General features: G+C 69.5%; 15 protein-coding genes. All 15 read left to right on the plus strand.

All coding sequences use genetic code 11. The features are described 5' to 3' along the window. Positions 1–414: 414 nt before the first annotated feature. Positions 415–792, plus strand: a complete 378-nt coding sequence (locus tag DX914_RS17430) for a DUF4156 domain-containing protein (protein WP_115861089.1) — start codon at positions 415–417, stop codon at positions 790–792. A 181-nt stretch (positions 793–973) separates the two neighbouring features. Beyond that, on the plus strand, positions 974–1,990 hold the full coding sequence (locus DX914_RS17435; protein ID WP_115861091.1) for a 3-oxoacyl-ACP synthase III: 1,017 nt from the start codon (positions 974–976) through the stop codon (positions 1,988–1,990). A gap of 184 nt (positions 1,991–2,174) precedes the next feature. Next, the gene (locus DX914_RS17440; RefSeq protein ID WP_147300718.1) at positions 2,175–2,417 is read left to right on the plus strand and encodes a hypothetical protein; all 243 of its coding nucleotides are present in this window, start codon (positions 2,175–2,177) and stop codon (positions 2,415–2,417) included. A gap of 119 nt (positions 2,418–2,536) precedes the next feature. Continuing rightward, on the plus strand, positions 2,537–3,004 hold the full coding sequence (locus tag DX914_RS20625) for a hypothetical protein (RefSeq protein ID WP_231118314.1): 468 nt from the start codon (positions 2,537–2,539) through the stop codon (positions 3,002–3,004). 55 nt (positions 3,005–3,059) lie between these two features. After that, complete coding sequence (locus DX914_RS17450) at positions 3,060–4,904, plus strand: XVIPCD domain-containing protein (RefSeq protein WP_115861095.1); 1,845 nt, start codon at positions 3,060–3,062, stop codon at positions 4,902–4,904. 210 nt (positions 4,905–5,114) lie between these two features. Continuing rightward, positions 5,115–5,747: a biofilm formation regulator BacA gene (bacA, locus tag DX914_RS17455; RefSeq protein ID WP_115861097.1), complete on the plus strand. Its 633-nt coding sequence runs from the start codon at positions 5,115–5,117 to the stop codon at positions 5,745–5,747. A gap of 19 nt (positions 5,748–5,766) precedes the next feature. Then, on the plus strand, positions 5,767–6,459 hold the full coding sequence (locus DX914_RS17460; protein ID WP_115861099.1) for a PspA/IM30 family protein: 693 nt from the start codon (positions 5,767–5,769) through the stop codon (positions 6,457–6,459). Positions 6,460–6,498: 39 nt separating this feature from the next. Continuing rightward, positions 6,499–7,131, plus strand: a complete 633-nt coding sequence (locus DX914_RS17465; RefSeq protein WP_115861101.1) for a hypothetical protein — start codon at positions 6,499–6,501, stop codon at positions 7,129–7,131. A 204-nt stretch (positions 7,132–7,335) separates the two neighbouring features. Beyond that, positions 7,336–9,309 (plus strand): flotillin family protein, encoded by a 1,974-nt coding sequence (locus DX914_RS17470; RefSeq protein WP_115861103.1) that lies wholly within the window; start codon positions 7,336–7,338, stop codon positions 9,307–9,309. 135 nt (positions 9,310–9,444) lie between these two features. After that, positions 9,445–14,757: a DNA repair ATPase gene (locus DX914_RS17475; protein ID WP_115861105.1), complete on the plus strand. Its 5,313-nt coding sequence runs from the start codon at positions 9,445–9,447 to the stop codon at positions 14,755–14,757. Between the two features lie 7 nt (positions 14,758–14,764). Beyond that, positions 14,765–15,484, plus strand: a complete 720-nt coding sequence (locus DX914_RS17480) for a phospholipase D-like domain-containing protein (RefSeq protein ID WP_196778950.1) — start codon at positions 14,765–14,767, stop codon at positions 15,482–15,484. A 318-nt stretch (positions 15,485–15,802) separates the two neighbouring features. Continuing rightward, positions 15,803–16,696, plus strand: coding sequence for an alpha/beta fold hydrolase (locus DX914_RS17485; RefSeq protein ID WP_196778956.1), 894 nt, complete (start codon positions 15,803–15,805; stop codon positions 16,694–16,696). Positions 16,697–16,704: 8 nt separating this feature from the next. Continuing rightward, entirely contained in the window at positions 16,705–18,375 is a 1,671-nt protein-coding gene (gene oleC, locus DX914_RS17490) for an olefin beta-lactone synthetase (protein ID WP_115861109.1), read from the plus strand. Beyond that, the gene (oleD, locus tag DX914_RS17495) at positions 18,372–19,361 is read left to right on the plus strand and encodes a 2-alkyl-3-oxoalkanoate reductase (RefSeq protein ID WP_115861111.1); all 990 of its coding nucleotides are present in this window, start codon (positions 18,372–18,374) and stop codon (positions 19,359–19,361) included. The genes oleC and oleD overlap by 4 nt, the downstream gene beginning before the upstream one ends. A 92-nt stretch (positions 19,362–19,453) precedes the next feature. Then, on the plus strand, positions 19,454–19,615 hold the full coding sequence (locus tag DX914_RS17500) for a DUF1328 domain-containing protein (RefSeq protein ID WP_115861113.1): 162 nt from the start codon (positions 19,454–19,456) through the stop codon (positions 19,613–19,615). Positions 19,616–19,636: the final 21 nt, after the last annotated feature.

Genomic DNA, 19,636 nt, shown 5'->3' on the forward strand with positions numbered 1-19,636 from the left:
CCGAGCTGCGAAGGTGTATGAGTGTGCCTGTAAGCAACAGCAACAGCTTCCGTCCGTAAACGGCCGGGTTACTTCCTTTTGATAAGCGTCAAAAGAAAGTAACCAAAGAAAAACGCTTCGCCAGAGCTCCCGTGCGAGAGCGGTGTGGGCGCAGGGATTTTCCGATCGGGCATCCTGCCCGAGCGAAAAACGGCGCACATCCTGTGCGCCGCCCTTCGGGTCTTCTATTAAAACTGCGAGTTCGGCGCCCGAGCGAGGATCAAGGGCATTCGCGCTGCGCGCTCACTTCTGCGCGGGGAGGAGGGCGGGCCAGCGGGTGGCGCGCTTAAGCCATGTGCGCATCCAGTCCTCCCCAATTCACCTCGCACCGGCGAGAATCACCCCAACCCACGACCGCCCCGCCGGAGCCACCGCATGAACCGACTGCTCGCCGCCGCCTCGCTGACCTGCATCCTGGCCGCTGCCGGCTGCACCTGGGTGCAGATGGCGCCGGGCGCCAGTTCGGTGCGCGTGCTCGGCCCGGGCGCCGCGCCCTCGTGCGAAAAGCGTGGCGAAGTCGCGGTGTCGGTGAAGGACAGCGTGGCCTTCTACGAGCGCAACGCGCTGCGCGTGCAGGAGGAACTGGAGACCCTGGCCCGCAACGAGGCGCCGGGGCTGCAGGCCGACACCATCCAGGCGCTGGCGCCGCCGGCCGACGGCCAGCAGCGCTACGCGGCTTACCGCTGCGCCGGCGCCCGCGGCGACACGCGCGGCGCCGCCCCGGCGGCCCAGACCTACCCGGTCAGTCGCTAAGTCCCCGTTCTTATTGAGGTTTGGCACCATTTAGGTGCCGCCAAGCACCCGCTGTGTGAGTCCCCACCGGCCTGAATCCTTCAGCCGGCCACCCCCGTTCAGCCCCAAATCCGCGCCCACTTAATGCAGGGCGGTCGGGAACCCGTTAATCTTTCGTGTTTCCGCTCACGGTTCGCCGCCCATGCTGTTCCAACATGTCGCCATCGCCGGCCTCGCCCACATCGACGCGCCGCGTCGCCTGAGCTCGGACGAGATCAACGAACGCCTCAAGCCGACGCTGGACCGGCTCGGCATCAAGGCCGATGTGCTCAAGGACATCGCCGGCATCCACGCGCGCCGTCTGTGGGACGGCGACATGCTCGCCTCCGACGCGGCCACCCTGGCCGGCGTCAAGGCGCTGGCCGATGCCGGCATCGAACCCGATCGCGTCGGCCTGCTGGTCAACACCTCGGTCAGCCGCGACTACCTCGAACCGTCCACCGCCAGCATCGTTAGCGGCAACCTCGGCCTGGCCGAGCACTGCCAGAATTTCGACGTCGCCAACGCCTGCCTGGCCTTCATCAACGGCATGGACATCGCTGCGCGCATGATCGAGCGCGGCGAGATCGACTACGCCCTGGTCGTGGACGGCGAGACCGCCGGTCTGGCCTACGAGAAGACCCTGGAGCGCCTGACCTCGCCGGACGCCACCGAGGAGCAGTTCCGCAACGAGCTGGCCACCCTGACCCTGGGCTGCGGCGCCGCGGCCATGGTGATGGCGCGCGCCGAACTCGCGCCGGGCGCGCCGCGCTACCGCGGCGGCGTCACCCGCGCCGCCACGCAGTGGAACAACCTGTGCCGCGGCAACCTGGACCGCATGGTCACCGACACCAAGATGCTGCTCAGCGAAGGCATGAAGCTGGCCCAGCGCACCTGGGTCGCCGCGATCGGCGCACTGGGTTGGGTCGCCGACGAACTGGACGAGTTCGTGATCCATCAGGTCAGCCAGGTCCACACCCAGGCCTTCATCAAGGCCTTCGGCATCGACCCGAAGAAGGTGCTGACCATCTTCAACGAGCACGGCAACATCGGTCCGGCCTCGGTGCCGATCGTGCTGAGCAAGCTGCGCGAGATGGGCCGCCTGAAGAAGGGCGACCGCGTCGCGCTGCTGGGCATCGGTTCGGGCCTGAACTGCTCGATGGCCGAAGTGGTCTGGTAAGCGCCATCGCCGCATGATTCCGCGAAAGCCCGCGCACTGCGCGGGCTTTTCGTTTGTGCGGCATCAGGAATGCTCGCAGGGATAGCGGGCGCACGACGCGGCGTGAGTGCGCCGCTCACGGAATCGCGGTTATGGTGGCCGCCCGTCCGCCGCACGCGGACCGATGCAGACCGAAGGAGCCTTCATGACCACCCCCAAGAGCCACCTCGAAATCGCCCTCGCCTCCATCCCGGTGTTCACCAACGACGGCGAACTGGACGCGCAGGAATTCGACAAGCTGCTCGCGCTGGCCCTGCGCGACCAGGCCATCGATGACGACGAGAAGCGCGTGCTCGGCAACGTGTTCAAGCAGGCCGAGCTGGGCGAGCTGGAGCCGGCGGTGAAAGAGCGCATCGCCCAGGCCCGGCGCCTGCACGGCATCGCCTGAATAGCGCGCCCCGCTGGCCCGTCGCCCGGCCGCGGCCGCGCGCCGCCGGACGCGGTTGAACTTTCACGCGCGCCTGCCGCAAGCTGCCGGCCATCGCCCCGCGCATGGAAGGACGTGGCATGTACAAAGCTTTGGGTTGGATGCTGGCGCCGCTGCTGGCCGCCTGCGCCTCGTCGGCGCCCGCCGGCGCGCCGGCGCGGCCGGATCTGTGCGCCCAGGTGCGCGCCTGGAAAGCGGCGGGCGACTACGACCGGCACCGCATCGCGCCCAGCGGCGGCAGCGACGAAGGCGGCCTGAACTACCGCTTCGATCTCAAAGGCCACGGCCTCAAGTCGGTGTCCGCGCAATGCGGCGCTGGCAGCTACTCCGAATGCGAATTCGAGGTGGAGCGCGCCGACGGCGGCCGTTACGCCTTCACCGAACTCTCGCGCTTCGGCCTGATCCGGGTCCAGGGTCGCCACTACCTGGTCTACGGCATCGTCGGCGACAGCAAGGGCAAGGACCCCAAGGCCCAGCGTGTGGTCGAACTGGCCGACCCGCCCAAGCCCGTGTGCGACCAGATCGGGGACTACGCCGATCTGATGTGAACCACCCGCAGTACCCGCGTCCCAGGAGGGACGGATCACCAGGAGCGATAGCGTCATGGATTACAACGAACTGACCCGAGAGCAATACAACGAGCTGGTCAAACGGCTGGTCAAGATCACCGAGTCGCTGCACGAGCGTTCGCAGGACGTCGGCGACGGCCGCGCCACGATCGGCTATGGCTATACCTTCAACCGTTCCAACAACGTCGAGATCTGGGAGCGCTCCGGCATCGAGCTGACCCGCGACGAGCGCGCCCTGCTGCAACGCATCGACGAGGCGCCCGCCGCCGACCGCACCCGGCTGGGCCTGACCTTTCCGCGCGCGCTGGACGCGGCCCAGTCCGACCGGCTGCTGGAGGCCTCGATTCCCGAGTACGAAGCGCCGGTCAACGCCCTGAACATGCCGATGTCGCGCGAGAAGGCGGCAGCGGTGTCGGTGGTCTACAACCGCGGCGTGGGTTCCTACAACCGCAACATGGAACCGTTCCGCGACGCGGTGGAGGCCGGCGATCGCGCCGAGGCCTGGTTCGAGCTGCGCTACAACTCCTGGGGTTCGCACGCTCCGTCCGAGGGCGGGCTGCGCAAGCGCCGTTACATGGAAGGCCAGCTGTTCGGCCTCTACGACGATCCGGCCAACGTCGGCGCCGACGAGGCGCGCGACGTCTACCGCAGCTTCCAGCTGCACCGCGACCGCATCGTCCGCGACGAGGCCAACTGGGGCGAGTCCATCGACGGCCGCGATGCCGCGCGCAACATGATCGACGCGGCCAACCGCGACTACAGCAACATCACCGCCGACTACGGCGAGGTGCAGACCATACGCGAATCGCTGGCGCCGGCGAAAAACGCCTTGCTCGCCGACCTGCGCCGCCAGCATCCCGATATCGCCGACCGTCTCAGCAACGAGGCCTTCGAGGCCGGCGCGATCTACCTCGATCCAGGCCGCAACGCCGCCACCGTGGCGGTCGACGCCGAGCACGCCGCCACGCTGGACGCGCGCCGCACGCGCAACAACGCCGAAGTCTCCAGCAACGACCTGCTGATCGGCGAGGGCGGCGACGACACCCTGCGCGGCGCGCGCGGCGACGACATCCTGATCGGCGGCGCCGGCCGCGACCGCCTGGAAGGCGGGCAGGGCTGCGACACCTATGTGGTCGGCGACGGCGATACCGTGCTCGACAGCGACCGCGACGGCGAGCTGCGCTGGGACGGCCGCCAGCTCACCGGCGGCGTGCGCAACGAGGGCGATCCGGCCAACACCTACCGCAGCGCGGACGGCCGCTATACCTACCAGATCGAAGGCACCGACCTGCGCATCACCGACCAGGCCGGCGCCACGGTCACGGTCAAGGAATTCCAGAGCGGCAACCTGGGCATCAGCTTGAACGACGCCAGCGTGCCCGGCGGCGGCGCGCGCAGCACCGGCGACGCGCCGGTGACCGCGCCGGCCGAGGGCGAGCGCATGCCCGCCGAGCGCACACCCGGCGGCCCGCGCGCCGATGCCGGCGACCACCCGATTTACCGGCAGGCGCTGGACCAGGTGCAGGCGCTGTACGACCGCCACGGCAAGAACGCCAGCGCCGAGGAGATCCAGCGCACCGCCATGGTCGTGGCCGGCGACGCCACCCGCGCGCGCATGACCGGCGTGGACCACCTGGTCTTCAGCCGCGACCCGCAGACCGGCGGCCCTGACCTCAACGGCAACCTGATCGCGGTGCAGGGCCGGCTGGACGATCCCGGTCACCGCCTCAGCGCCACCGCCATCAACGACGCCGCGCGCACCCCGCTGGCCGACTCGCAGCGGCGGCTGGAGCAGGCCGGGCAGGACGTGGCCCAGGCCCAGCAGCGCGAGCAGCCGCAGCTGGACCAGCAGGCCCTGGGCCCGCGCCGCCTGGGCTGAGTCCGGCGGCTGCCGCCGTCCCCGTACCCGCATTCCGCGGCCCGCTACGGCGGGCCGCGGTCGTTTTTGCGGGTGCGATCGGCCGGCGGGCGCTAAATAAGTGACTGTTTCTAAAAGGACTCAACCGGCTTGGCGCAAACTCGCCACCGCTCGTCGGTTATCACATGTCAGTCGTTGCAGTTGTTACATGTGATGCCGTAATCTGCTCGCATGGAACGCAAGTCCTCCGCCCACTACCAGCGCCTGCACCGCGATCGCCTGCGGCAGAAGGGGCTGGTCAAGAAGGAGGTCTGGATCCTGCCCGAGTACGGCGACGAGCTCGTGGCAGTGGAAAAGCGCATGCGCCAGCCGCGGGGCGCGATGGGTGCCCCGCCGGCGCGATCGGAGAAGGAGAGCGGTATGAGCGAAGCCAAGATGTGGACTGCGGCAGCCCTGTACGACGCGCTGGCGGCCACCGAGCAGTTCCGCAGCGGCGAGTCCCAGGTCGAGCTGATCGAGGGCGCCGAACCCAGCCTGCACGTGGTCATGTCCGAGTACGGCGACCTGCCGCTGTTCGTGGCCGTGGTCGGCGAGCAGATCGTGGTCGAGGCCATGCTGTGGCCGGTGGCGCAGGTCTACGACAGCGCCGCTTTCAACGAACTGGTCCTGCACGCGCACAAGCTGTTCCCGCTGTCGACCATCGGCATCGAGACCCTGGCCGACGGCGAGGCGGTCTACATCATGTTCGGCGCGCTCAGCGCGGCCTCGTCGCTGTCCAACGTGCTGTTCGAGATCGAGACCCTGTCGGACAACGTGATCAAGGCCACCGAGGCCTACGAAACCCATCTGCGCGAGGCCGCGTAAGCGGTCCAGGAGAGCAGGCATGAACATCTGGAACAAGCTGATGACCGCGCTGCGCGGCGGCGCCAACGAAATGGGCGAGTCGCTGGTGGACGGCCAGGCGCTGCGCATCCTCGACCAGGAGATCCGCGATGCCGACCTGGAGCTGCGTCGCTCCAAGGAAGCGTTGGCCGAGATCATGGCCAAGCACAAGCTGGCCGAGGAACGCGCGGCCAAGTCGCGGGCCAAGGTCGGCGAGTACGAGGCCTACGCGATCAAGGCGCTGGAAAGCGGCGACGAGGCGCTGGCGCGCGAGGTCGCGGCCAAGATCGCGCAGCTGGAAGGCAGCCGCGACGGCGACGAGCAGCAGGTGACCCAGTTCGCCGCCAGCATCGCCGACCTGCGCCGCGCCATCGCCCAGGCCGAAGGCAACATCCGCCGGCTCAAGCAGCAGGTGGACACGGTCAAGGCCACCGAGAGCGTGCAGCGCGCGCAGGCCACCGTGGCCAGCCGCTACAGCGGTTCGCAGACCAAGCTGCAGACCGCGGTGGAATCGCTGGAGCGGATCAAGGCCCGCCAGGCCGAGCGCGGCGCGCGCATGAACGCCGCCGCCGAGCTGGCGCGCGAGGAAGGTCAGGACGCGCTGGACACCAAGCTGCGCGAGGCCGGCATCATCGCCGACCCGGCCGGCGCCGACGCGGTACTGGAAAGGTTGAAGTTGAAGAGCGCCGGCTGACACCGGCCGCGCGCCGCGACATTAGGGAAGGGGGTCGCGATGTTCTTGTTCCTGCAAACGGTGCTGTCGTTTCCGACCGTGGTGTTCAGCGTATTGCTGGCCGCCGCGGTCCTGTATTGGCTGGTCGCCGCGCTGGGCCTGCTGGAAATCGACGTGCTCGACGGCTGGTTCGGCGGCGACAGCGCCGACGTGGACGCCGAGGCCATGGCCGGCCCGCTGATGCGCTACGGCCTGGGCGGCGTGCCGCTGACCCTGGTGCTGACGGTGCTGGTGTTCTTCGCCTGGCTGCTGTGCTACTTCGCCGAGCTGCTGGTGCTGCGCCACCTTCCGGGCGCGCTGCATTGGGCGCTGGGCCTGGGCGTGGCCGCCGGCGCGCTGGTGGTCTCGGCCTTCGCCACCGGCGTCGCCTTGCGCCCCGCGCGCCGCTTCTTCGCCAAGCTCAAGCCCGCGCCGCAAAAGTCGGTGCTGGGCCAGACCGCGATCGTGCGCAGCCCGGAGATCACGCCCAGCCTGGGCATGGCCAGCGTCGAGGACGGCGGCGCCGGCCTGATCCTGCAAGTGCGCGACGAAGGCGGCCGCTACAAGCGCGGCGACCGCGTCGTGCTGATCGAATACCTGCCCGAACAGAACGCCTACCGCGTGGTCGGCGAAGACGAATTCCAGGGCCTTTGAGCCTGGTACGCAACGTACGCAACACCATCGAGTCATAGCGGGTGGTCGAAGACCGCCCGATAGCGCGGCCAAGGATGGCCGCGACGGCGAGGCAGGCGCGCAGCGCCTGATTCGCCGTAAGCCTGTCCGGGCATGTACCGGACAGGCGACTATGAGAAGCGCGCAGGAAGCGCGCTTTTCAACCACCTGATAGGAGACGTTTCGATGCTCACCACCATCCTGCCCTTCCTGATCGGCCTCGGCGTGGTCTTCGCCGTGATCGTGGGCTTCTTCGGTCTGTTCAAGGCCTTCTACATCAAGGTGCCGCAGGGCACGGCGCTGATCGTCAACGATCTGTCGTCCACGCCCAAGGTGCACTTCACCGGCGCCCTGGTGTACCCGGTGATCTACAAGAAGGAGCTGATGCAGATCTCGCTGATCACCCTGGAGGTGGACCGGCGCGGCAAGGATGGCCTGATCTGCAAGGACAACATGCGCGCGGACATCACCGTGGCCTTCTACCTGCGCGTCAACGAGACCCAGCAGGACGTGCTGAAGGTGGCCAAGGCCGTGGGCACCGAGCGCGCCTCCGACCGCGGCGCGGTCAACGAGCTGTTCAACGCCAAGTTCTCCGAGGCGCTGAAGACCGTGGGCAAGAAGTTCGAGTTCACCGACCTGTTCGAGAACCGTCAGGACTTCCGCGACCGCGTGCTGGAAACCATCGGCAACGACCTCAACGGCTACCTGCTCGAGGACGTGGCCATCGACTACCTGGAGCAGACGCCCAAGGACTCGCTGGATCCCAACAACATCCTCGACGCCGAAGGCATCCGCAAGATCACCCAGCTGACCGCGACCCAGAACGTGATCACCAACGAGCTCGAGCGCAACGAGCAGCTGGCGATCACCAAGAAGAACGTCGAGACCCGCGAGTCCATGCTCGCGCTGGAGCGCCAGCAGGCCGACGCCGAGGCGCGGCAGAAGCGCGAGATCGAGACCATCAAGGCGCGCGAGGAGGCCGAGACGGCCAAGGTGCGCGAGGAAGAGCGGCTCAAGGCGGAGCAGGCGCGCATCACCGCGCAGGAACAGATCGACATCCGCGAAGAGAACCGCATGCGCGAAGTCGAAGTGGCGCAGCAGAACCGCCAGCGCGCGGTGGTGATCGAGGTCGAGAAGGTGACCCGCGCCAAGGACCTGGAAGTGGTCTCGCGCGAGCGCGAAGTCGAGCTGCAGAAGATCGACAAGGAAAAGGCCCTGGAGCAGCAGCGCAAGGACATCGCCAACGTGATCCGCGAGCGCATCGCGGTCGAGAAGACCGTGGCCCAGGAAGAGGAGCGCATCAAGGAAGTGCGCGCCGTGTCCGAAGCCGATCGCGCCAAGCAGGTGGCGGTGCTGGCCGCGCAGGCCCAGGCCGAGGAAGAGCTGGTGCGCCTGGTCAAGCAGGCCGAAGCCGACGAGGTCGCGTCCAAGCACAAGGCGGTGGAGATGACCACGCTGGCCCAGGCCGAGCTGGACGCCGCCGCCAAGCAGGCCGAGGCCAAGAAGAAGATGGCCGAGGGCATCGAAGCCGAGCGCGCCGCGCCCGGTCTGGCCGACGCGCGTGTGCGCGAAGTCACCGCCGGCGCCAGCGAGAAGGAAGGCCTGGCCGAGGCCCGCGTGGTCGAGGCGCATGCCGACGCCAAGCAGAAGCAGGGCCTGGCCGAAGCCAAGGTGCTGGAGGAGAACCTGTACGCGCAGGCCCGCGGCGAGGAGCAATTGGGCGCGGCCAAGGCCAAGGCGGCCAAGGACATGGGCCTGACCGAGGCCGAGGTGCTGCTGCAGAAGTTCAAGTCCGAGGCCGAGGGCCTGTCGCAGAAGTTCGGCGCGCTCGACGCGCTCAGCGACAGCGCCCGCGCCCACGAAGAGTTCCGCATGCAGCTGGAAAAGAGCTTCGCCCAGGCCATGGCGTCGATCGACGCCAACAAGGAAGTGGCCAAGGAGCAGGCCGACGTGCTGGCCGCGGCGCTGAGCAAGGCCAACATCGACATCGTCGGCGGCGAGGGCGAGTTCTTCAACTCCTTCGCCAAGGCGCTGTCGGTGGGCAAGGCGATCGAAGGCGTGGCCGGCAAGAGCCCGATCGTGCAGGACGTGCTGCAGAAGCTGCTGTCGCTGCAGGCCGACAAGGGCGGCAAGGCCGACGGCGCTTCGCTGGCGTCCTGACCGGCGCGACAGGTAGCGGCGGCGGGTTCGCCCGCCGCCCGCACACCCGCCGTTCCGGCTTGGGCCGGAATGGCGGCGAGAGATGCCGGCTTGAAGACCGCGGTTCACAGCACGCTCTAAAAGGATGCAGCGAAGATGTCGGACACTCCCCCCTCGCCGCAGGCGGACGCAGCCACCACCGTGCTAGACCAGGCCGTCGCCCAGGGCGGCGCCTACGAGGTGCTGCGCAAGCGCCTGGGCGAGCAGGGCGCGCGTTTGCGCGCGATCGCCGATGCGCTCAACGCCCAGCGTCTGGCCGAGTTCGGCGACAGCCGCATGGAAGTGGCCGGCCGCCTGCGCATCCGCACCGAGAACAACTGCGTCGCCCGCGACATCGTCCAGGTCGGCGACTGCCTGTTGTTCGGCTACAACGTCTTCATCGGGCTGAAGAAGGAAACCCGCATCGAGGACGTGTTCTCGCTGCACAAGCTGGTCGAAGGCGCCGAGGGCTTTGAGGTGGAGGCGGTCGACATGGCGACCAGCTTCCTCTCCCAGGGCAGCTTCCCGCAGGATTTCCGCGAGCTCTACGCCTATTACAAGAACACCCGCCTGCTGCAGCTGGAAGCGCGAGACGGCAAGCTGCTGGCCGCGTTCCAGATCGGCGAACGCCTGGACGACATCCGCGTGTTCCGCTGGCAGATCGAAGCCGACGGCCAGGCGCGCTACATCGACAATCGCGGCGAGCGCGACATCGCGCTGCCGGCGCCGTTCGACTTCGAGTGGACCCGCGCCACCCGCGAGATGGCGGTGCAGGGCCGCCACCCGCACCTGAACATCCTGGACGCCGTCTTCGTCGAAACCGTCGGCGGCGACCTGACCATCAAGGTCGAGGACAACACCGAAGACGGCCTGGGCATCTATCGCGAGCCGGTCAACGACCGCACCCAGTCGCTGGACGACGCCCAGGTCGAGTTCGCCCGCGTCGGCAGCCTGGTGCTGCTGCGCGTGCTGCCCTACCGCGAGGAGCAGTGGCGGCACCTGGTGTTCAACACCCTGACCCGCAAGGTCCAGCGCATCGACGCGATCGGCCAGGCCTGCGTGCAGCTGCCCGAGGACCACGGCATCGTGTTCCCCGGCGGCTACTACCTGCAGAACGGCGAGTACAAGACCTTCGATTCGTCCATGGACGGCATGCGCTTCCAGCGCAGCGTGCGTTCGCCCAACGGCGAGGACGTGCTGTACGTGTTCTACGAGCCGCAGGCCGGGCGCTCGGCGCTGTTCACCTACAACCTGATCCAGCGCCGCCTGCAGACGCCGGTGTACGCGCACGGCCACGCCCGCTACGACGACGGCCGCATGGTGATCTTCGTCGCCGAAAGCGAGGAGGCCACCCGCGTCCACCCCATGCAGGTGTGGAACACGCCGTTCTCCAGCGACGAATACGCCGCCACCAAGCCCGCCGGCAACAGCTTCATGGGCCGCATCGGCAACGCCGAGCTGGTGCGCGGCGTGTCCGACCTGCTCAGCCTGTGCCGCGAGATCGACGCCACCGAGGTCTCGGCCCAGCGCTATGCGTTGCTGAGCCAGAACACCCGCCGCCTGTTCGACATCCATCACTGGCTGGGCGACAGCCATGCCGGCGATGCCGCCACGGTGCTGCGCGAGATCGCCGCCACCAGCGAGTCGGTGATCGACGAGTACGACAAGGTCGAGGGCATCCGCAGCCAATCCGACCGCGCCTTGCGCGAGGCGCTGAGCCGGCACCAGGGCCTGCTCGCGACCCTGCTGCCCGATAGCTGGCAGACCGTGCAGGAACACGTGGAGGCGCTCAACGGCCTGTCCGCGCTGCGCGGCCACCTGCTGACCATCCGCGACTACCGCTACATCGACGTGGCCGCCATCGACGCGATGGAGGCCGAGTTGCTGGCCGCGCACGAACGCATCGGCGCGGCCACCGGCGCGTTCCTGGCCGGCGACAAGGCCCTGCTGCCCTACGGCGAGCGCCTGCAGGCGCTGGACGCGCAGGCACAGCAGGCCGCCAGCGTGGCCCAGCTGGCCGAGCCGGTGGCGCAGATGCAGGCCATGTCGGCCGACCTGGACATGCTGTCGCAGCTGATGGCCACGCTGCGGGTGGACGACGCGACCCAGCGCACCCGGATCGTCGAAGCGATCTCGGCGATCTACGCCCGCCTTAACCAGGCCAAGGCGCGCGCCGAGCAGCGGCGCAAGGGCCTGGGCTCGGCCGAGACCGTGGCCCAGTTCGGCGCCCAGTTCACTTTGTTCGGCCAGGGCGTGGCCAGCGCCTTGGCGCTGGCGCGCGATCCGGAGCAGTGCGACGAGCAGCTCTCGCGGCTGATGGTGCAGCTGGAGGAACTGGAGAGCCAGTTCGGCGAGCACGAGGACTTCCTCAACGACATCCTGGCCAAGCGCGAGGAATTGCTCGAGGCCTTCGAGACCCACAAGCAGGCGCTGCTGGACGAGCGCCAGCGCAAGGCGCAGTCGGTGATGGACGCGGCCGCGCGCATCCTGGAAGGCCTGGGCCGGCGCACCGCGCGCTTCGCCAGCGCCGACGAACTCAACGCCTTCTTCGCCGGCGACCCGCTGATCCTCAAGCTGCGCGAATTGGCCGAACGGCTGCGCACGCTCAAGGACAGCGTCAAGGCCGACGACGTCGAGGCCCGGCTCAAGGGCGCGCGCGACCAGGCGGTGCGCGCGCTGCGCGACCGCAGCGACCTGTTCGAGGCCGGCGGCGAAGTGATCAAGCTCGGCCCGCGCCACCGCTTCAGCGTCAACACCCAGGAACTGGACCTGACCCTGTTGCCGCGCGAGGACGGCCTGAACCTGCACCTGACCGGCACCGACTTCCTCGAGCCGCTGCGCAGCGAGGCGCTGGATGCGCTGCGCGACTACTGGCAGGTGAGCCTGGATTCGGAATCGCCCACGCTGTACCGCGGCGAGTACCTGGCCGGCCTGGTGCTGGACGCGGCCGCCGCCGGCCGCGACGGCCTGAGCATGGACGCGCTGCGCCAGCAGCTGGCCCAGCCCGAGGCGCTGGCGCGCAGCGTGCGCGATTTCGCAGCGCCGCGTTACCGCGAGGGCTACGAGAAGGGCATCCACGACCACGACGCCGCGCGCATCCTGGCCGCGTTGATCCCGCTGGCCGACAGCGCCGGCAGCCTGGCCTACGCCGCCGACGCGCGCGCCTTCGCCATCCTGTACTGGGCCCAGGCCGGCACCGGCGAGGACGCCGTGCGCTGGCCCGACCGCGCACGCAGCGCGCGCGACATCCAGCGCCTGTTCGGCAGCGACGCCGGCCTGCTCGCGCTGCGCGCGGAAGTGGCCGCGGCCATGGCCGCTTTCGCCCAGACCCAACCGCTGGGCCTGGACCCGGCCGAGCACGCGCACGCCGCCGAATACCTGGTGGCCGAGTTGTCGGCCGAGCATCCGCAGTTCGTGTTCAGCCGCTATGCCCAGCAGCTGGTCAAGGCGCTGCGCGAACGCCTGAGCGCGGCGCACCTGTGGGACGGCTTCGAGCAGACCCTGCGCCGCCTGGGCGATCGCCTGGACGCGCGCTGGTCGTTGACGCTGAACTGGATGGACGCGCTGTGCCGCGACCCGGCCCAGGCCGCGCTCGCCGGCTACGCGCGCGAGGCCGTGGCCTTGCTATTGCTGGACGAGCGCGTGCCGCACAAGGTCAGCGAAGTCGAGCTGCGCGCGAGCGTGGACGGCTTGCTGGGCGAGCACCCGCGCATCGCCCAGCAGCGCCTGGAACTGGGCGTGGACGATTACTACGCGCGGCTGCGCGCGCACCGCGAACGCTTCCTGCCCGGCGTGCAGCGCTACCAGGCGCTGCGCCAGGAAACCCTGCAGCGCGAGCGCGACAGCCTGCGCCTGGCCGAGTTCAAGGCGCGGCCGCTGAGTTCGTTCGTGCGCAACAAGCTCATCAACGACGTCTACCTGTCGGTGATCGGCGACAACCTGGCCAAGCAGATGGGCACGGTCGGCGAGGGCAAGCGCAGCGACCTCATGGGCCTGCTGATGATGATCTCGCCGCCGGGCTACGGCAAAACCACGCTGATGGAATACGTGGCCCACCGCCTGGGCCTGATCTTCATGAAGATCAACGGTCCGGCCCTGGGCCACGAAGTGCGCTCGCTGGATCCGGCGCGCGCGCCCGACGCCACTTCGCGCCAGGAGCTGGAGAAGCTCAACCTGGCCCTGGAGATGGGCAACAACGTGATGCTGTACGTGGACGACATCCAGCACACGCATCCGGAGTTCCTGCAGAAATTCATCTCGCTGTGCGACGGCACCCGCCGCATCGAGGGCGTGTGGAAGGGCCGCACCAAGACCTACGACCTGCGCGGCAAGAAGTTCTGCGTGGTCATGGCCGGCAACCCGTACACCGAGTCCGGCGAGGTGTTCAAGATTCCGGACATGCTGGCCAACCGCGCCGACATCTACAACCTGGGCGACGTGCTCGGCGGCATGGAGGACGCGTTCAAGCTCAGCTACCTGGAAAACTCGCTGACCTCCAACCCGGTGCTGGCGCCGCTGGCCACGCGCGATCTGGCCGACCTGTACCGCTTCGTCGACAAGGCGGCCGGCCGCCCGTTCTCGGCCAACGAACTCAGCCACGCCTACGGCGCGGCCGAGGTCAACGAGATCGTCGCCACCCTGGAGCGGCTGATGCGCGTGCGCGAGGTCGTGTACCGGGTCAACCAGCAGTACATCGCCAGCGCCGCGCAGGCCGCGCAGTACCGGGTGGAGCCGGCGTTCAAGCTGCAGGGCAGCTACCGCAACATGAACAAGCTGGCCGAGAAGATCTCGCCGGTGATGAACGAGGCCGAACTGCAGCAGCTGATCGCCGACCACTACCTGGGCGAGGCGCAGCTGCTGACCGCCGGCGCCGAGGAGAACCTGCTCAAGCTGGGCGAGCTGCGCGGCACCCTGGACGCGGCGCAGACCGAACGCTGGGCGCAGATCAAGCGCGACTTCCTGCGCAACAAGGCCATGGGCGCGTCCGATGCCGACGTCGGCGGCCGCGTGGTCGCGCAGCTGGCCGACCTGGTCGAAGGCGTGCGCGCGCTGGATGCACCGCGTGAGGCGCCCGCTGAGCCGCCCGCGCCGCCGGCCGCAGCGCCGTGGCCGCAGATCCTGGCGTTGCTGGAACGCGCCGCGGCCGCGCAACGCGCGCCTGCGCCTGCGCCCGAGCGCGATCCGCAAGCCCTGCTCGACGGCCTGCGTGCGGCCTTGGAGGCCGCGCTGCAGCCGCTGATCGGGCGCCTGGGCGACGGCGCCGAACAGCAGGCGCAGTTGCAGCAACGCCTGGTCGAGGCGATCGCCCACCTGGGCGAACGCGGCGAGGTCGCGACCGTGCATGCGCAGCACGCCACCGAGCAGCAGCTGCAACTGCAGCGCGCGCTGTCGGACTTCGCCGAACGCCTCAACGAACGCACCCGCCGCTGAGGCCGCCATGAGCATCGGTATCGATTACGCGCAACTCGACCGCACCCTGCGCGAAAGCGCGGCCGACCGGCGCCTGGACAACGACGAGAAGTTCGAGCTGCGCGAACTGGGCGCGCGCCTGGACCCGGACCGGGTGCGCTACCTGCGCAATCGCGCCTTCGACATGGCGCGCGAACTGCTGGGCGAGCGCCCGGAGCAGTCGCTGGATGCGCTGCGCTGGCTGGAGCAGGTGGTCAAGACCCTGGACGTGGTCGGCGCGGTGCCGACGGTGGAATCCAGCGCCCACTTCACCCCCGGCGACGACTGCCTGCGCGCCCTGCGCGGACTGTGCGCCAGCGCCAAGCGCAGCGCCGACATCTGCGTCTACACCGTTTCCGACGACCGCCTGACCGAGGCCATCCTGGCCTGCCACCGCCGCGGCGTGGCGGTGCGCGTGCTCACCGACAACGACAAGCGCCACGACGACGGCAGCGACATCGAGCACCTGCGCGCGCAGGGCGTGGCCGTGCGCATCGACGACAGCCCCTTCCACATGCACCACAAGTTCGCCCTGTTCGACGGCCGCATCCTGGCCAACGGCAGCTTCAACTGGACCCGCAGCGCCAGCACCAGCAACGAAGAGAACCTGGTGATCACCGACGATCCGCGCCTGGCGCGCAGCTTTGCCGGGCAGTTCCAGGCGCTGTGGGACAAGTTCGCGCCGGGGACGCAGGTGCCGGGGTATTAGGGGCTCAGGGGCAAGAGCATTCGCGCATTGCGCTCACCCCCTCACCCTAGCCCTCTCCCGCAAGCGGGAGAGGGAACGCATCCGACGCCGCGGGTGTTAGCCCCTCTCCCGCTCGCGGGAGAGGGAACGCATCCGACGCCGCGGGTTTAGCCCCTCTCCCGCTCGCGGGAGAGGGGTTGGGGTGAGGGCCCGCAGGCCAACAACCTCGCGCCGCCAGCCCCAAATCCCCACACCCGCCGCAATGCGGCCGATAATGGCGCCCCCGTCCGCCCGGCCCGCGCCCCTGCGCCGGCCCCGCCCGAGCTCCCGATGCCGTCGATCCGCGATCTGCCCGATTACCCGTTCCAGCCGCAGCGTTTCGAGGTCCGCCCGGGCATCTCGATGAGCTACCTCGACCAGGGCCCGCGCGACGGCGAGGTCGTGGTGATGCTGCACGGCAACCCGTCCTGGAGCTATTACTGGCGCAAGCTGGTGCTGGGCCTGCGCGACCGCTACCGCTGCATCGTGCCCGACCATGTCGGCATGGGCCTGTCGGACAAGCCCGGCGACGATCGCTACGCCTACACCCTGCAGTCGCGCGTCGACGACGTGGAACGCCTGCTGCAATACCTGCGCATCGACGGCCCCATGACCCTGGCCGTGCACGACTGGGGCGGCGGCATCGGTTTCGGCTGGGGCCTGAAGCATTCCGAACAGATCAAGCGCCTGGTGATCACCAACACCGGCGCCTTCCCGCTGCCCTCGGCCAAGCCGCTGCCCAAGCGCCTGCGCCTGGGCCGCGATTCCCGCCTGGGCACCGGCCTGATCCGCGGCTTCAACGCCTTCGCCGGCGGCGCCGCGCGCATGGGCGTGGTCACGCCGATGCCGCGCGCGGTGCGCCGCGCCTATCTGGCGCCGTACGATTCCTGGGCCAACCGCATCGCCACCTCGCGTTTCGTCCAGGACATTCCGCTGGGCGAGGGCGACGCCGCCTGGCCGCTGGTGCAGGCCATGGGCCGCAAGCTGCCCGAGTACGCCGACCGCCCGGCCTACATCGGCTGGGGCCTGCGCGACTTCGTCTTCGATCGCCACTTCCTCCAGGGCTTCACCGACGCGCTGCCGCAGGCGCAGGTGCGCGCCTTCGAGGACGCCGGCCACTACGTGCTGGAAGACAAGGCCGACGTGCTGGTGCCTGAGATCCGCGCCTTCCTCGACGGCCACCCGATCGGCTGAGCTCGCGCATGAGTGCCGCCGCCGCCGAACCCTGCAACATCGCCGCCGCGCTGCCGCGGCGCGCCGCGCAGGCGCCGGAGCGCGTCGCCATGCGCTGCCCCGGCAGCCGCGGGCCCGACGGCCTGCCGCGCTACGACCAGACCCTGAGCTACGCCGAGCTGGACGCGCGCAGCGACGCCATCGCCGCGGGCCTGGCCCAGCGCGGCATCGTCCGCGGCACCCGCACCGTGGTCATGGTGCGGCCGTCGCCGGAGTTCTTCCTGCTGATGTTCGCCTTGTTCAAGGCCGGCGCGGTGCCGGTGCTGGTCGATCCCGGCATCGACAAGCGCGCGCTGCGCCAATGCCTGGACGAGGCCGCGCCGGAGGCCTTCATCGGCATCCCCTTGGCGCACATCGCGCGCGTGGTGCTGGGCTGGGCCCGATCCGCGCGCATCCGCATCACCACCGGCGCGCGCGCCTGGCTGGCCGACGCCACCCTGGCCCAGGTCGAACGCGACGGCGCCGGTGCGGGCAGTCAGCTCGCCGACACGCGCCCGGACGACGTGGCCGCGATCCTGTTCACCAGCGGCTCCACCGGCGTGCCCAAGGGCGTGGTCTACCGCCACCGCCATTTCGTCGCCCAGATCGCGATGATGGGCGAGGCCTTCGGCATCGCCCCCGGCGGCGTGGACCTGCCGACCTTCCCGCCGTTCGCGCTGTTCGACCCCGCGCTGGGCGTGACCTCGGTGATCCCGGACATGGATCCGACCCGGCCGGCGCAGGCCGATCCGCGCAAGCTGCACGACGCGATCGCGCGCTTCGGCGTGGATCAGCTGTTCGGCTCGCCCGCGCTGATGGCGGTGCTGGTGCGCCATGGCGCGCCGCTGACCGGCCTCAAGCGGGTGACCTCGGCCGGCGCGCCGGTGCCGCCGGACACCGTGGCCGCGCTGCGCGCGTTGCTGCCCGACGACGCCCAGCTGTGGACGCCCTACGGCGCCACCGAATGCCTGCCGGTGGCGGTGATCGAGGGCCGCGAACTGCAGTCCACGCGCACGGCCACCGAATCCGGCGCGGGCACCTGCGTGGGCCGCGCGGTCGCGCCGAACGAGATCCGCATCATCGCCATCGACGACGCGCCCATCGCCGACTGGGCGCAGGCGCGCGTGCTCGCGGCCGGCGAAGTCGGCGAAATCAGCGTGGCCGGCCCCACCGCCACCGATACTTATTTCAACCGCGAAGCGGCCACGCGCGCGGCCAAGATCTGCGAGACCCTGGCCGATGGCGGGCAGCGCATCGTCCACCGCATGGGCGATCTGGGTTACTTCGACGAACAGGGCCGCCTGTGGTTCTGCGGGCGCAAGACCCACCGCGTGGAAATCGCGCAAGGCCCGCTCTACACCGAGCAGGTCGAACCGGTGTTCAACGCCCACCCGCAGGTGCGGCGCACGGCCCTGGTCGGCGTGGGTGCGCACGGCGCGCAGCGGCCGGTGCTGTGCGTGGAATTGGCGCAGGGTGTGAGCGCGCGCGAGTGGACGCGGATCGAACGCGAGCTGCGCGCGCTGGGCGCCGCGCACGCGCACACTGCGCGCATCGCCGATTTCCTGCGCCACAAGCGCTTTCCGGTGGACATCCGCCATAACGCCAAGATCGGCCGCGAGAAACTCGCGCTGTGGGCGGCCAAAGTAGGAGCGTGGGCATGAGGCTGTTGGTGACCGGCGGCGGTGGTTTTCTCGGCCAGGCCCTGTGCCGCGGCCTGGTCGAACGCGGCTACGAGGTGATCAGCTACAACCGCGGCCATTACCCGGCGCTGGACGCGCTGGGCGTGCGTCAGGTACAGGGAGACCTGGCCGACCGCGACGCGCTGATCGCCGCCGCGCGCGGCTGCGAGGCGGTGTTCCACAACGCCGCCAAGGCCGGCGCCTGGGGCAGCTACGACAGCTACCACCAGGCCAACGTGGTCGGCACCGACCACGTGCTCGCCGCTTGCCGCAGCCACGGCATCGGCAAGCTGGTCTACACCTCCACGCCCAGCGTCACCCACCGCGCCACCCATCCGGTGGAAGGCGGCAGCGCCGACAGCGTGCCTTACGGCGAAGGCTTCAAGGCGCCGTACGCGACCACCAAGACCATCGCCGAAAAGGTGGTGCTGGCGGCGAACTCGCCCGAGCTGGCGACCGTGGCATTGCGCCCGCGGCTGATCTGGGGCGTGGGCGACAACCAGCTGCTGCCGCGCCTGGTCGCGCGCGCCAAAGCCGGCCGCCTGCGCTTCGTCGGCGACGGCCACAACAAGGTCGACACCACCTACATCGACAACGCCGCGCAGGCGCATTTCGACGCCTTCGATCACCTCGCGCCCGGCGCGGCCTGCGCCGGGCGCGCCTACTTCATCAGCAACGGCGAGCCCAAGACCATGCGCGAGACCCTCAACGGCCTGCTCGCCGCGGTCGGCGCGCCGCTGGTGGAAAAAACCTTGCCGTTCGGCGCGGCCTACGCCATCGGCGCGGTCTGCGAAGGGCTGTGGCATGCGCTGCCGCTGAAAGGCGAGCCGCCGATGACGCGCTTTCTGGCTGAACAGCTGGTCACCGCGCATTGGTACGACATGGGCCCGGCGCGGCGCGATTTCGGCTATGTGCCCAAGGTGAGTTTTCACGAAGGTCTCACCCGGCTGAAGGCCGCCTGCACGTAAAACCGCATCCTCACCTCGCGGCCACCGCCCGTGGCCGAGCATCGGCGTAAGCCCACGGACCCCCGTTGCGGCGAACGCGTTAGGAGGAACCGATGCTCAGCTATGCCGTGATCTTTTTCATCATCGCCATCGTCGCCGCCGTGCTCGGCTTCACCGGCATCGCCGGCGCCGCCACCAATATCGCCTGGATCCTGTTCGTCGTCTTCGTGATCCTGGCCATCATCTCGCTGCTGCGCGGCCGTCGTCCGGTCTGACGCAAGCCGCCGGCCCCTTCG

Origin of the sequence: Lysobacter silvisoli (assembly GCF_003382365.1) — a bacterium.
Taxonomy (GTDB): domain Bacteria; phylum Pseudomonadota; class Gammaproteobacteria; order Xanthomonadales; family Xanthomonadaceae; genus Lysobacter; species Lysobacter silvisoli.

Coding starts and splice junctions, on each gene's coding strand:
- DX914_RS17480 (WP_196778950.1), top strand. CDS start 14,765: ATGAGCATCGGTATCGATTACGCGCAACTCGACCGCACCCTGCGCGAA.
- DX914_RS17450 (WP_115861095.1), top strand. CDS start 3,060: ATGGATTACAACGAACTGACCCGAGAGCAATACAACGAGCTGGTCAAA.
- DX914_RS17500 (WP_115861113.1), top strand. CDS start 19,454: ATGCTCAGCTATGCCGTGATCTTTTTCATCATCGCCATCGTCGCCGCC.
- DX914_RS20625 (WP_231118314.1), top strand. CDS start 2,537: ATGTACAAAGCTTTGGGTTGGATGCTGGCGCCGCTGCTGGCCGCCTGC.
- bacA (WP_115861097.1), top strand. CDS start 5,115: ATGGAACGCAAGTCCTCCGCCCACTACCAGCGCCTGCACCGCGATCGC.
- DX914_RS17440 (WP_147300718.1), top strand. CDS start 2,175: ATGACCACCCCCAAGAGCCACCTCGAAATCGCCCTCGCCTCCATCCCG.
- DX914_RS17460 (WP_115861099.1), top strand. CDS start 5,767: ATGAACATCTGGAACAAGCTGATGACCGCGCTGCGCGGCGGCGCCAAC.
- DX914_RS17465 (WP_115861101.1), top strand. CDS start 6,499: ATGTTCTTGTTCCTGCAAACGGTGCTGTCGTTTCCGACCGTGGTGTTC.
- oleD (WP_115861111.1), top strand. CDS start 18,372: ATGAGGCTGTTGGTGACCGGCGGCGGTGGTTTTCTCGGCCAGGCCCTG.
- DX914_RS17430 (WP_115861089.1), top strand. CDS start 415: ATGAACCGACTGCTCGCCGCCGCCTCGCTGACCTGCATCCTGGCCGCT.
- oleC (WP_115861109.1), top strand. CDS start 16,705: ATGAGTGCCGCCGCCGCCGAACCCTGCAACATCGCCGCCGCGCTGCCG.
- DX914_RS17435 (WP_115861091.1), top strand. CDS start 974: ATGCTGTTCCAACATGTCGCCATCGCCGGCCTCGCCCACATCGACGCG.
- DX914_RS17470 (WP_115861103.1), top strand. CDS start 7,336: ATGCTCACCACCATCCTGCCCTTCCTGATCGGCCTCGGCGTGGTCTTC.
- DX914_RS17475 (WP_115861105.1), top strand. CDS start 9,445: ATGTCGGACACTCCCCCCTCGCCGCAGGCGGACGCAGCCACCACCGTG.